Origin of the sequence: Christensenella sp. MSJ-20 (assembly GCF_044357945.1) — a bacterium.
Taxonomy (GTDB): Bacteria; Bacillota; Clostridia; order Christensenellales; family QAND01; genus QAND01.
Map to the genome: position 1 here is coordinate 1,568,870 of NZ_CP076563.1, position 13,153 is coordinate 1,582,022.

At 55.0% G+C, this 13,153-nt stretch carries 13 protein-coding genes, 1 tRNA gene and 1 riboswitch; of the genes, 8 read left to right on the forward strand and 6 right to left on the reverse strand.

All coding sequences use genetic code 11. The annotated features are described in order from the left end of the window. Positions 1–10: 10 nt before the first annotated feature. Positions 11–865: a class I SAM-dependent methyltransferase gene (locus KP626_RS07995; protein ID WP_395976524.1), complete on the reverse strand. Its 855-nt coding sequence runs from the start codon at positions 863–865 to the stop codon at positions 11–13. 70 nt (positions 866–935) lie between these two features. Continuing rightward, positions 936–1,056, reverse strand: a riboswitch (molybdenum cofactor riboswitch). Between the two features lie 142 nt (positions 1,057–1,198). On the opposite strand from KP626_RS07995, the gene KP626_RS08000 reads away from it, so the two are divergent. After that, positions 1,199–1,438, forward strand: a complete 240-nt coding sequence (locus KP626_RS08000; RefSeq protein WP_395976526.1) for a hypothetical protein — start codon at positions 1,199–1,201, stop codon at positions 1,436–1,438. Positions 1,439–1,523: 85 nt separating this feature from the next. Here KP626_RS08000 and KP626_RS08005 read toward each other — a convergent pair whose 3' ends face one another. Together KP626_RS08005 and KP626_RS08010 are read right to left on the reverse strand one after the other, a co-directional pair. Continuing rightward, positions 1,524–2,960, reverse strand: coding sequence for a GntR family transcriptional regulator (locus KP626_RS08005; protein ID WP_395976528.1), 1,437 nt, complete (start codon positions 2,958–2,960; stop codon positions 1,524–1,526). Between the two features lie 460 nt (positions 2,961–3,420). After that, positions 3,421–4,542 carry a tyrosine-type recombinase/integrase gene (locus tag KP626_RS08010; RefSeq protein WP_395976530.1) on the reverse strand — a complete coding sequence of 374 codons (1,122 nt, stop codon included), beginning with the start codon at positions 4,540–4,542 and terminating at the stop codon, positions 3,421–3,423. Between the two features lie 407 nt (positions 4,543–4,949). Between KP626_RS08010 and KP626_RS08015 the strand changes: the two genes are divergently transcribed. Next, positions 4,950–6,302: an EAL domain-containing protein gene (locus tag KP626_RS08015; RefSeq protein ID WP_395976532.1), complete on the forward strand. Its 1,353-nt coding sequence runs from the start codon at positions 4,950–4,952 to the stop codon at positions 6,300–6,302. A 237-nt stretch (positions 6,303–6,539) separates the two neighbouring features. On the opposite strand, the gene KP626_RS08020 is transcribed toward KP626_RS08015, so the two are convergent. Continuing rightward, positions 6,540–6,616: transfer RNA gene (locus KP626_RS08020), tRNA-Arg, on the reverse strand. A 92-nt stretch (positions 6,617–6,708) separates the two neighbouring features. On the opposite strand from KP626_RS08020, the gene KP626_RS08025 reads away from it, so the two are divergent. The 6 genes from KP626_RS08025 (at position 6,709) to KP626_RS08050 (ending at position 11,674) form a co-directional block, all read left to right on the forward strand. Then, positions 6,709–7,056 (forward strand): LysM domain-containing protein, encoded by a 348-nt coding sequence (locus tag KP626_RS08025; protein WP_395976534.1) that lies wholly within the window; start codon positions 6,709–6,711, stop codon positions 7,054–7,056. Beyond that, complete coding sequence (spoIID, locus tag KP626_RS08030) at positions 7,049–8,143, forward strand: stage II sporulation protein D (RefSeq protein ID WP_395976536.1); 1,095 nt, start codon at positions 7,049–7,051, stop codon at positions 8,141–8,143. The genes KP626_RS08025 and spoIID overlap by 8 nt, the downstream gene beginning before the upstream one ends. 65 nt (positions 8,144–8,208) lie before the next feature. Beyond that, complete coding sequence (locus KP626_RS08035; protein WP_395976538.1) at positions 8,209–8,913, forward strand: peptidoglycan DD-metalloendopeptidase family protein; 705 nt, start codon at positions 8,209–8,211, stop codon at positions 8,911–8,913. 224 nt (positions 8,914–9,137) lie between these two features. Continuing rightward, positions 9,138–10,142, forward strand: coding sequence for a methionine ABC transporter ATP-binding protein (locus KP626_RS08040; RefSeq protein ID WP_395978995.1), 1,005 nt, complete (start codon positions 9,138–9,140; stop codon positions 10,140–10,142). Further along, positions 10,129–10,791 carry a methionine ABC transporter permease gene (locus KP626_RS08045; protein WP_395976540.1) on the forward strand — a complete coding sequence of 221 codons (663 nt, stop codon included), beginning with the start codon at positions 10,129–10,131 and terminating at the stop codon, positions 10,789–10,791. Before KP626_RS08040 ends, KP626_RS08045 begins: the two co-directional genes overlap by 14 nt. Before the next feature lie 58 nt (positions 10,792–10,849). Beyond that, positions 10,850–11,674, forward strand: coding sequence for a MetQ/NlpA family ABC transporter substrate-binding protein (locus KP626_RS08050; RefSeq protein WP_395976542.1), 825 nt, complete (start codon positions 10,850–10,852; stop codon positions 11,672–11,674). Positions 11,675–11,721: 47 nt separating this feature from the next. Here KP626_RS08050 and KP626_RS08055 read toward each other — a convergent pair whose 3' ends face one another. Both KP626_RS08055 and KP626_RS08060 read right to left on the reverse strand, forming a co-directional pair. Next, positions 11,722–12,609 (reverse strand): VIT1/CCC1 transporter family protein, encoded by an 888-nt coding sequence (locus KP626_RS08055; RefSeq protein ID WP_395976544.1) that lies wholly within the window; start codon positions 12,607–12,609, stop codon positions 11,722–11,724. Between the two features lie 48 nt (positions 12,610–12,657). Further along, positions 12,658–13,083: an MOSC domain-containing protein gene (locus KP626_RS08060; protein ID WP_395976546.1), complete on the reverse strand. Its 426-nt coding sequence runs from the start codon at positions 13,081–13,083 to the stop codon at positions 12,658–12,660. Positions 13,084–13,153: the final 70 nt, after the last annotated feature.

Here is a 13,153-nt window from a genome sequence, read left to right on the forward strand (position 1 = left end):
AAGCAGAATATTATAATCCGTACACTTTGCTTTGATCGGTCTCCCACCACATAACAAAGGAGCGGGTCTCCCGGCGGAAGGTAACGCTGCCGTCGGAATTCTGGGTGAGGAACCGGTCCAGATTGGCCCGGTATACGTCCATTTTGCCAGGGGCCACGGTGCCCAAGCTGACCATCTCGGCATAGGCCTCCTCTCGGCAGCTAAAATCCCGAGTGAAGCCATCGGTGAGGATACGGACGTTGGGGTCGTAGCCCATATCGTAGACCATGTTATAGGTGACGTTATAGCCAACCCGCCGGTCCATGGGGAAGGGACCGCGCCGTTCCTCCTCCTCGGAGCAGCCTACAAAGATATCATGAAGGATGTTGGGAATGCTGGGGGCATTGGCCCAGGCCATGATCACCGCGATGCGCCGGGCAAAGCTGCTGAGCTTGCGCAGGTTCTGAAGTCCTACCGAGCGGGACGCGATGACGATGTCATGCTGCTCCAGATCCCGTCCTAGTTCAGCCGTCTCCCAGTCCAATAAACGGGGAGTGAGGTTGGTGACCCCAGCGTCCTTGGCGTTTTGGATGCAGTGATTCAGCATTCGTTGTGCGGAATCCACCGAGGTAACGCTCTTGGCCCGCTGGGCCATGGGAACGGAAATGCGCCCGGGGCCGCACCCCACATCCAAGACGGTGTCGGTGGGGCGGGTTTCAAAGGCATCCAAAAATCCCACGGTATAGCTCTTTTCCATGGCGGCCATTTGCTTGTACATATCGGCCGCCCGGTCCCACATGTTGCCCTCCTCTTTTTGTTGGGGCGGGGCCATGGGAGGCCGGTTTAAGCGCTGCAATTCCTGCCAGTTGATAAGCGGCTGTTTCATTGGTGCGATCCCCTTTCATAAAAAACTAAAAAACGTCCTCTCCATCCAAAAGATGAAGAGGACGTGAGTTGCCGGTCGCTGCATCCATCTTTTCGGGGCGGAAGGCCGGCTCTTTTCAAAACCGACCCTTTGGCCCAGCTCCATATGGCGACAGGCCACTTAGGGGAATGGGCTCGAAGGATAGAAACGATTTCTCAATGGTGCTTGTACAGTATCATAGGGATTCCGGGATGTCAATCCGTCCAGCCTTTTGAAAGGGATCGTTCCGGCTGAAGTGTAGCCGTCTGCCGCTGCTTTTCATATCCTGTAGTGTGACAATTGGAGGTGGTATGTGTGACCATGCAAGCCATTGTGATCGGCGTACAGAGAAACCGTCTGCTTGTGCTGGATCTGGAAACGCGGCAGCGGGTAATCGTCCACACCCCCCATGCCCATCGGTTCCGCCAGGGCAATGTGGTTCGGATCCGATACAACGGTGTTATGACAAGAAGCATCCCGCCGCAGATCACTGCGATCAGCATTTTTGCGCTCCCATGGGGCGGCCCTTGGTGCAACGCCAATACCTGCCGGTAGCGCCCTCCTCAGGCGGGAAACAGATCCTCTTGAACCATTGGAATTCCCTCGGAAGCCGTCGGCTTTCGGGGGTTTTTCATGTGGGCTACCAGAGGTTGGGCGTGATGACCCGCTCCGCCTCGGGAACTCCGTTGTCCACCAATAGATTGCGAAGGTTGGTCAAAATGCCGCAGTAGGTTTCAAAGAGAAGATGGGCAAAGCCCTGCCGGTCGTCCTTCTCCAGACAGGAGAAGATCCGTACGGCCAGTTCATTGGGGGCGTCCGGAAAAGGGCTGTTCCGCCGGTAGAGATAAATGCCCCCGTAGAAGATATGGTCGATCTTTTGCAGGATGACCTTGAGCGGGTAGAGGGGGACGTTGTCCACCACGTGGCTGGTGAGATCGGCCAGCGAGATGCCCTGTGGCTGCGAAAACGCCTTTTGCAGGGATTGCCGGGTTCCGTCAAAGGCCGACAGGGCGATTGGGCGAACGATCAGGGCCATAAACTGAAGGGCGTTGAGGTGCAGCAACAGCCTGGAATGATTTGTATTTTTGATGCTGGCGGATAGATCCAAGGTTAGAACTTGGGTCCCCCGGCCGTTTTGCGTTTTAACAAATCCAAGGTTGTTTAGAATGGAGAGCGCCCTGCGGACGGTATGGACCGATACCCCGTATTCCTCTGCTAGAGCCCGCTCCGACGGCAGATAGGAGCGGTAAGCGTATGTGCCAAAATTGATCCTTTCCGCCAGATCCCGAGCAATTCGCTGATAGTGCTGATGGATGCCATAGCTGGTGTTCCACGAGAAATAGCGGCGGGGGTCCATGGGCTCCTGGGGGTACTGAACGGCAAGGTGCTGCATGCAGCACGCAACGGAATTGGCGATGGAATGATAATGCGCCCGAAAGCTGTTTTGAATGGCATAGGTGTTGCCGCTTCTCACCGCGTCCAGGATACGGTTAAATTCTTCCTTTTCCTTCTCCTGGGGAAAGAGTCCGGTTTCGGTAAGATATTCCGTTAAGAAGGAGGTTTCCCCATGTAGTTCTAAAGCGGAATGCACATCGCAGAAAAAGGGGTTTCCAGAGGATTTCAGAATATCATGAAAAAAGCGGGCGGGGATTTTCCAGCCGTTGGAGGTTAGGTTGGGGCGCCTTGCCCACCTAAGGATGTCGTCGTAATGATCCAGGTTGATGATATCGGTAAACTGGCAACTAAAGGTGAGGAGATCGGGCATTAGCGCCTCCATGGATCGATAGATCTCTAAGATAGCATCTCTTTGACCGGCGATTGTTTGTAGCGCCGTATGCTTTTGCTCTCTAAACGGAACTCTATAGACAACCACCGCCCTCTTTCGCTCCTCGGTGTGAATAAGCCCTTCCTCCCGAAGCCGCATTAAAACGGTTTTGATGGTTCGGATTCCCACTCCGTAGAGCTGGTAAAGCTGCCGTGCAGAGGGCAGTTTGCTGCCATATTCCCGCTGCCCCGATAGAATTTGACGTCGCAAATTCTCGTAGACGAAGGCAAATCGGGTTTGTTTTCTTTCCAAGCTTACACCTCAAGTCGCATATTTTTTGGACCTATATGCTAATGTGCCCAAATTCCCGTTGTTTAGTCATAATATTACCATTAAAATAATAAACTAATCGGAAAATGAGACAATTTGAGATATATTTCTTCGAAAATCGCCTGTATTTTATCTCTGTTTTCGGTTGATACGCGCCATTCCGAAACAAAAACAAACGTCACATGGGAAAAGCGATGGAAGAAGCGGCTGAGTGATGGGCTCGGGTTTGTTTGCGATACCACTTTATAACGGAAATGCCCTGTATCCTTTCCATACGCTTTTTGGCAGGAGAATGTCAGAGAAAACAGACACTGCTCCGTAAAAAAACGCCCTCCTATAAAGAGGGCGTTCGCAAAATCGTTTATATCGCGATCCGCGCCCCATTCCCTGCTGCCACGGGCCTTTTGTCCGTGGCAGTGACCATTTTTGACGGCTTATCCCGTCAAGCGATCATGCTGGCGGACCGCATAACCCGCTGTTTTTTCTCCATGGTACAGTTATCATAGTGCCGAATGGTCATTTGGGAGGAACTATGGCCCAGGATCTCCGACAGCGCTTTGTATCCCATTCCCCGCTCCAGGCAACGCATGGCGAAGGTATGGCGCAGGGTGTGCATATGAGCGCCGCGGATTCCCGTTTTTCCAGCTAGCCGGGCAAACCGCTTCTGCACTGTGCGGGGTTCCGCTGCGCCGCCGTCCCGCCCGGCAAAGATGAAATCCGAGTCCTGGGCGTTCTGCTCCTTCATACGGTGCCGCAGCATTCCGGAAAGAAATAGGGGCAGGGGAATCTCCCGCACCGAGCTTTCCGTTTTGGCGCCGCCCACCACTGGACAAGTGGTAGCTCCGCTTTCTCCTTTGGCGGCAATTCGTTTGACGGAGTGGGATACCGTCATGATATTGGCCTCGAAATCGATATCCTCAAACCGCAGCGCGCAAAGTTCTCCCAATCGCAGTCCGGTATATAGACACAGGAGGTATTCCAGGTTGCCCGCTTCCATGGCGGCGCGCTCCAGCCGGGCCTGCTCCGCTGTGGTAAGCACCCGTGGCGGCCGCTGCCGGAACTTGGGCATCCGAATTTCCCGAAAAGGCGATTCTATGATCAATCGTTTTTTTACCGCACATGCCAGGATGCTTTTTAATAAACGGCATAGCCCGTGCAGCGTGCTGGACACCATGGTATTGCGCAGCTCGTCCACCATGGCCTGGATATGGGCAGGGGATAACTCCCTTAGGGGATAGCCTCCCAGCCATGGCACCAAGTGCTTTTCAATGCTCCGCCGGTACAGCAGATAGGTGGTCTCCCGAATGTAGGGTTTTTCCGTTACATCCAGCCAATAGGACATCCAATCCGACAGACTACCGTCTCCATAGACCAGCATGGCGGGCTGATCCTGAGCGGCCAATGCTTTGGATTTGAGCGCTACCAGCGCGCGCTTTACCTCTCCATAGCTTTTTCCATAGATGGATCGGAATTTGGGCTTTCCATCAAGCCTGCGGCCGACGATATAGCGTCCCTCCCATCGTCCGTCCTTTCTGTGATAAATGTTTTCTCCGCGTCTTGCCATACAAACACAGCTCCTTTCAATCTGACGGCTTTTTTGACGGCTTATCCCGACACCATGCGATTTCGCTAGTTTTTATTGCGTTTCTGGGGGTTTATGTTGAGTTTTCACAGCGTTTTCCCATCATCCGGACAAAAAATGGGGAATTTCGTTGACGCGTTTTTAAAAACTTGCTAACATAAAACCTGAAAATCAATCGCTTGCATTCGGTTTCGCGATATAAACGATTTTGCGAACGCCTGGGTGGCCGCAACTGCCGCTTGATGGTTTCAGTATTCCCAATTGTTAAAAGAACTTCTCAAAAAGAATGATGCGTGTAACGCGGGCCAAGTCCAGCCTCTGCTGGCTCCATTCCCGCAATTCGCTATCGGACGCTTCTTGAAAGACGATCGCCATTGGAGAAGGATCAAATGCTGACACATCAATCTTTTGTTAAAAAAGCGGAGGAAGTCCTTCGCAATATGAGTAGCGGAGAGAAGGCATATCTGTGCTACACGGATTTTGCGGAGTTCAAGCTGGTGAACCGCTATTATGGCGTTCCACAGGGGGACGCCCTTTTAAAAGCGGCCCTGGACTATCTGGAGCTGTTGCCCCGGGTGGCCGTATGGGAACGGGTGTTTTCCGACCGGTTTCTCTTTGTGGTGGTGACCGATGAAAAACAGTCCGACGGGGAACTGGTGGAACAATATACCCGCCATACGGAGATGTTTTTGTCCCGTTATCAGCCGCACTATCCGGCCTGCAACCTGCGCACCCACTGTGGCATCTATCCGGTGGCTGTCCCAAACGTGCTGGAGGCCGTGGATTATGCCGTTTTAGCATGGCGGGAGGCCAAGAAAAAACTGGTGCCCGGCGCCGTGCTGTTTGACCACGCTATGCTGGAAACGGCGGCCATGTTCCAAGCGGGAGAGCAGGAGGTGAACCTGGCCCTTCAGGAGGGAAGGTTTCTCTTTTATCTACAGCCCAAGGTGGATCTGTATTCCGGCGAGATCGTTGGGGCCGAAGCATTGGCGCGCCGTTGTGCGCCGGATGGCAGTATTGTCTATCCGGACGCCTTCCTTTCCATTATGGAGGGAAACGGAACGGTGGTGGACTTGGATTGGATCATCCTGCGCAGGGTTTGCGCCCATTTGGCGGACAGGCTGAAGCGGGGGCTTCCGGTGGTGCGGACCTCGGTGAATCTGTCCCGCTTGCACCTTCGCGTTCCGGGAACCGCTCAGCGGCTGCATGATATGGCCCAGGAGCATGGTGTTCCTCCTGAGCTGCTGGAGTTTGAGCTGACGGAGACCATCATGCTAAACGAGTTTGCTGAGGCCAAGCGGTTTTGCCAGCAGCTGCGGGGGTATGGATACACCATGTCCATTGACGACTATGGAGCGGGCTATGCCGGGGTCAACATCCTTCAGGAGCTGGACTTCGATGTGTTGAAGCTGGACCGGAGGTTTTTGTCCAGCGAGGAGCCCCTTTATACGAGGAACCGGGCGATTCTGCCCGATATCCTCAACAGTCTGCGGAAGCTTGGGATCGATGCCATCTGTGAAGGGGTGGAAACCCAGGAGCAGTGCCGCTACTTGGCGGAGGTTGGCTGCCGCTATGTCCAGGGATACTACTTTTCCCGGCCTGTTCCGCCCCAAGTGTTTTACGACTTGTACCGGGAAACCGGCGGCTGTTTTTCCTCTCCCATTGGGAAACCGGAAAGCAGCGCCGGCAGTGAATGGGCATGGAGCAGTCCAGATCCCCTTGTTTCCGAAAAAAGAATTTAATCGATTCCAAAACAATAAAGGGTCCCCGTGTGTCCGATGGATGCATGGGGGCCTTTGACGTTAGGCGGAGTGCATCCGGTCAATTATTGTATATGCCCTGGAGCGACTGCCCTGATCCCGGGGATGAAAGGCCGCTACAAACGGTATAGAGCCATAATGGCACGGTATTTTCATATCCCAAACGGTACGGATGTAAAATAAAACGCACCCCACAACGTGAGGTGCGCAACTCGCCGCTGGCGCACCTGCCGCGATTCGAACGCGGGGCCTTTCGCTTAGGAGGCGAACGCTCTATCCTGCTGAGCTACAGGTGCATGGCGTAAACATTGTATCCACATCAAAATGCTTTGTCAACATTGGACGAAAGGCGAATATACATGGGTAATAGGACGGAAAGGGTGAGAAAATGGAGCGAAAAACATTGCGTATGGAATATGTGGTGAAGGAGCAGGATACCATAGAACGCCTACTAAACCGGTACGGCATCAGCGAAACCCTGTTTTTGCAGGTAAATCCCGGCCTTGTGAAGTTAACGCCGGGGGAAACTATCTGGATTCCGGTGGTATGGCGCATCTGTCCCCGTGGGCTTTTGTATCCCATGGCCCGAAACGATACCCTGGCATCGGCGGCGCAGCGGTTTGGAATGACCCTTTACGAGCTGCTGGAGATCAACCCCTATATCGCGCCTTGGTCCTCGGTACCGGGCCAGATTCTGATCGTCAATAATCACCTGGCGGAAAACCGCAATGAGTAGCTGCAAAAGGCGCCGGCGGCGGCGTACAGGCCGGACAAGGCCCCGCCGGACGACGGCGCGGGTCCGGCATATCACCCCGGGCGGGCGCAGTCGCTGGCTGGATCTACTGGTGGTGGTGCTGACCCTGGTTTTGCTGGCGGTACCCGCCTGGGATATGGCAGCTCCTCTTCGTCAAGATGGGGAGCCCTGGCCCCAGTCCACCTCCCCGCAGGAGGGGGTGGACCTGACGGACTATGAGCCGGTTACCGTCCGAGTGTACAACCATACCACCGGCGCTACGGAATCCATGGATTTTGAGGAATACATCGTAGGCGTGGTTTCGGGGGAGATGCCCGCTTCCTATGAGATGGAGGCACTCAAGGCCCAGGCGGTGGCCGCCCGGACGTATGCCTACCGCAAGGTTTTGGCGGGAGGATGCGGAAGGGGAGACGCCGACGTCTGCACTGATTTTGCCCATTGTCAGGCCTATTGTACCCCTGAGCAGAGGATGAGTAAGTGGGGGGATGGATTTTCCGCCTATGAGGATAAGCTGCGCCAGGCGGTGATGGGCACCAGGGGCCAGATCCTGGCCTATGAAGGGGAACCCATCGCGGCTTTTTTTCATGCAGTGGCCGGGGGACAGACCGAGGACGTGGTCAATGTATGGGGCGGCAATCTGCCCTATTTGAAATCGGTGGAGAGCGCCGGCGAGGAAACCGCCAACCGCTTTACCCGCACCATGACCTTCACCTATGATGAATTTCGTAAAACCATCCAGAAAAAATATCCCAACGCCAATCTATCCGATGTGCCTTCCGCTATCGGCAGCGATACCCGTACCGAAGCGGGCCGTGTGCGGGCTATCGTCATCGGTGGGGAGAGCATCAGTGGAACGGAGATGCGATCCCTTTTTAATCTGGATTCCGCTAATTTTACCATCGCCTGCAAGGACGGCACGGTGACCATCACCACCAAAGGCTACGGCCATGGCGTGGGGATGAGCCAGGTGGGCGCTTTGGCCATGGCGAAAAACGGGTCGGACTATAAGGAAATCCTTTTACATTATTATACCGGGGTGGAGCTGACTACCATCAAAAACCTAAAATAAACCAGAAAACATGCCGTATGATAAAACTTCCTTGTGGCAAGAATATGCACGAGGAGGTATCGCGTATGGACAACAACAATTTTTCCCGCCGCAACCGAAATATAAATACGAAAAAGGGATTTATGGACCGCCAGGGCATGTATATCATCGTGGTGGTCTGCCTGATTCTGGTGGGTGTTGCGGCCTATTTTACCTTTAACTCCATTTCCAATTTGGCAAAGAAGCCCACACCCCCCAGCGAACAGGTGCTGGTGCAGCCTACCCCCACGCCCAAGGCCACAGCCACCCAGACCGCTAAGCCAGAGCCCACTCCTACCCCCAGCGAGGAGCCCGTGGTGGTGCCCAGCGCAAAGCCCGCTGCTCAAGCCATGGCAATGCCCTTGGCAGGAGAGGTGCTGCGCCCCTATTCGGCGGAGGATCCCATTTATTTTGAAGCGCTGAAGGAGTGGATGGTACACACCGGCGTGGATCTATCGGCCAAGGAGGGCACGGAGATCAAAGCCTGCCTGGACGGTACCGTGGAATCCATGGTGAACGATCCCGCCCTGGGATACACCATCACGGTGGTATCGGATGGCGGTAAAAAGGTGGTTTATGCCAACGTAGGCACCATGGAAAAGGTGAAAAAGGGTCAAACCGTAAAACAGGGCGACGTGATCAGCGTCATCGGCAACAGCGCCAGCGCTACCAAAGGCGACCCGCCCCATCTGCATCTGGAGTACTATGAAAACGACGCCCACAAGGATCCGATGAAAGCGATGAAACAGTAAAAAAACTCCGGTCTGAAGAAGGACCCCTAGCCTGCCCGTTTCCGGCGTCGCCGGGAGCGGGTTTTCGTTTTTGCGCTGAAATCCCTTTAAAATACGGGCATTTTGGAAAAAGTGGTTTTCATCCTTTCAAAACCAGTGTATCATATTACATTATGCGATAGAGCCTCGAAAGAGGGAAATTAGTTGGGGGAAGCAGCGTGGAACGAACGGATAACCAAAGACCTATGATCGAGCTTATGGATCTGGGCAAAACCTTTCAGACGGCGGCGGGGGGAACCGTCACCGCCTTGAAGCATGTCAATTTAAAGATTGGAAAGGGCGAGATCTTCGGCATCATCGGCATGAGCGGAGCGGGAAAGACCACTCTGGTCCGGTGTATCAACCATCTGATTTTGCCCACCAGCGGTACGGTGAAAATCGATGGCGTGGACCTGAGCGGCCTGAATGGGAAGGAACTATCCCATTTGCGGCGGAGCATCAGCATGGTGTTCCAGGGATTTAACCTTTTGATGCAGCGGACGGTGGAAAAAAACGTGCGGATTCCCATGGAGATCGCCGGGGAGAGCAAGGAGGCCGCCCATAAGCGGGCCATGGAGCTTTTGGAGATCGTGGGCCTTTCCGATAAGGCCGACGCCTATCCCAGCCAGCTTTCGGGCGGGCAGAAGCAGCGAGTGGCCATTGCCCGGGCTTTGACCACCAACCCAAAGGTACTCTTGTGCGACGAGGCCACCAGCGCTCTGGATCCCATGACCACCCGGTCCATCCTGGAGCTGCTCCGGGAGATCAACCAGCGGCTGGGGATCACCATCGTTTTGATCACCCATGAGATGTCGGTGATCAAAGAAATCTGTACCCGGGTGGCGGTGATGGACGGCAGCACGGTGGTGGAAGAAGGTCCGGTCACCGAGGTATTCACCCATCCCAAGACGCCGGCGGCTTTAAAGCTGTTCTATACCGAGGAGGCCCAGGTGGAACGGGCCAACGGCAAGGTATTCCGGGTGGTATTCGATGGGGAGAACGCTTTTGAGCCGATCATTGCCAACATGATCATCGCCTGCAAGGCGCCCGTCAACATCCTCTACGGCAACATCGAACGAGTCAATGAAAAATCCTTCGGACAGATGGTGATTCAGTTTCCCAACGACGCGACCTCGGTAGAGGCCGGCGTGGCCTTTTTGCGGGCCAAGGGGATGAAGGTACAGGAGGTGAACGACGATGCCGCCAATTGATCAACTGATACCGCTGCTGCTCCAGGGCACCTGGGAGAGCCTCTATATGACCTTTGCGTCCACGTTTTTTGCCTATGTGCTGGGATTGCCTCTGGGCATTGCTCTGGTGGTGACGGAAAAGGGGGGACTGATGCCCAATCGGCCTCTCAACGCCTTTTTAAACGGTTTGGTGAACATCCTCCGTTCGGCGCCCTTTTTGATCCTCATCATGGCCCTGACACCGGTAACCCGGGCGGTGGTAGGCACCAGTCTAGGCTCCCCTGCCATCATCTTTCCGCTGGTCATCGCGTCCTTCCCCTATGTGAGCCGTTTGGTGGAGGGCTCCATCCGGGAGGTGGAGGGAGGCATTGTAGAAGCCATGCGCTCTATGGGAGCCCGGCCCATGCAGATCATCACAAAGGCCCTTCTGCCCGAGGCTATGCCCAGCCTCATCGTGGGAGCAGCCCTTGCCACCACCACCATCCTGGGGTATTCCGCCATGGCTGGTATCGTCGGCGGCGGCGGCTTGGGAGCCATTGCCATCAACTACGGCTATTACAAGTATAAATTTGGGATGATGTATCTCTGTCTGGCCCTATTGATCCTGCTGGTTCAGGTCATACAGATGATCGGCAATCTCATCGCCCGCAAGGTTGACAAGAGAAGGTAACCATAGTATAAATGAAGAAATATCGTGCCAAAAGCACCATCAATTGGAGGGATTTGCTGTGAAAAAGATACTGGTTGTTGCCCTGAGCGCTCTATTGTGTCTGGGCGTGATGGCCGGTTGTGGCGGGGACAACAAACCCGCTGACGACGGCCAGCTGGTAAAACTGAAGGTGGGCGCTAGCCCCACTCCCCATGCTGAGATTCTGGCTCAGGTGAAGGAGGATCTCAAGGCCCAGGGAGTGGATCTGGAGATCGTCGAATACACCGACTATGTGCAGCCAAACCTGGCCGTGGAAAGCGGTGATTTGGACGCCAACTTCTTCCAGCACAAGCCCTATATGGATGACTTCAACGAAGAGCAGGGTACCCATCTGGTGTCCGTGGCCTCCATCCACTATGAGCCCATGGGCGTGTATGCCGGCAAGACCGCCAGCCTGGATGCGCTCCCCGATGGAGCCAAGGTGGCCGTGCCCAACGACACCACCAACGAGGCCCGGGCGCTGTTGCTGCTCCAGGATCTGGGCATCATCAAGCTCAAGGAAGATGCTGGCCTAACCGCCACCAAACTGGATGTGGTGGAGAACCCCAAGAACATCGAGCTCATTGAGGCCGAGGCCGCTCAGCTGCCCCGCTCCCTCCCCGACGTGGACATCGCCGTCATCAACGGCAACTATGCCATCCAGGGGGGACTGAAGGTGTCCGATGCGCTGGCCGCCGAGGATAAGGACGCTTTGGCTGCCACTACCTTCGCCAACATCATCACGGTGAAGGAAGGCCGGGAGGAGGACGAGGCCATCGTCAAGCTGATCAATGCCCTCCAGAGCGAGAAGATCAAGACCTACATTGAGGATAGCTACGAGGGCGCGGCGCTCCCCGTGTTCTAAGAAAAGCATAAAAAAGAACCCCATATGGGGTTCTTTTTTTATTTGCATTAGACGTCGATGTCCAGAAACTCCTTGACCAACAGGCCAATGACGAAGGAAAATACCGCTACGCCCAGACTGATGGCCGCCATCTCCAGAAAACGTTTTTTGAATTCCAGGCCTTTTGCCACGGCGATGTAGTAGTTGAATACAAAAATAATCAAAACCACCGTTACCACCATGATGATCAAGGCCAGGGTATAATCCTGGGGCGGCAGCACCAGGTAGGGGAGAATCAGCAGCGTCACCGTGATGAGGTAGGCGATGCCGGTGTAGATGCAGGATTTAAAGGCGTCGGCACGTCCTTCGCTTCGGGCGGACAGGAACTCCGAAGAGGCCATGGATAGCGTGGCGGAGATGCCGGTGATGAGTCCCGACAGAGCAATGAGCTGGGTGTTCATCAAAGCGAAGGTAAGCCCCGCCAAAGTGCCGGTCAATTCCACCAGGGCATCGTTAAGGCCCAGCACCATGGAGCCCACGTATTGAAGCCGTTCCTCGTCCAACAGTTCCAGTAGCTCGTTTTCGTGCTGCTGCTCCTCCTCCCGGATGCGGAGGCTGGCAGGAACCTCCTTTGCCAGGTCGTCGTAGACCTGCTGGGCGCCCTCCTCGCCGTTTTCCATGAGCTTGAGGGCAAAGGTAAAGCCCAGGGTAGCCGCCAGGAAGCGATACCAGAGGATCTTGCCCTTTTTAGGCTTGGGAGCCTCTTTGGTATAGGCCTCCCAAATGTGGTAATGCCGCTTTTCTTCCTCTGCGATTCGAAGCAGGGTTTCCCGGTTGTGGGAGTTCTTCTGCCGTTTAGCGATGGCGGAATAGATGTGGTATTCGGTAAGCTCATTCCGCTGCATGGTGAGGATGATCCCCTTGGCCCGAGGGCTTAGGGGCTTTCTTTGATCCATATACATTCCCTCCAAATCATCATCCGCTTGGGGCGGAATTGTTCAACGTTAGTCGGACTGGGGCTTGTCCAGGCGGATGGCATCCCCTTTATGGATTTTTCCCTCTTGTTCCACCGTTAAAAAGGCGCAGTGGGTCTTGAGAAAGCAGACGCCGCCCTTAGCCACGATGGGGCATTCGGGAAAACAGCGTTTGCCCACTTGACTGACCCGAAGAACCGCAGATCCGATCAGCAGGAGATCTCCTGGGCTTAGGGCGGAAAAATCCAGGCCGTCCACCGAAAGGTTGGCGCCATACCGGGGCCCGCAGAGACCGCCGTCCCGAGCGGCGTTTATAAGGGCCATGGAAACCTGCCGGTCTCCCGGCCCGGCCATGGCGTCTCCACGGATGCCATGATTCCGAAGAAGAAAGCAGTTTTCCGCCGGAAGCCTGCTCTTATCCTCTTGATTGATCCAGATGTCCGCGATCGATGCCATGCCGTTTCCTCCCAATCCAATCATCGGTTTATTCCTAGGATACCCCTCATCGGACGGAGCGTGCAAGCCC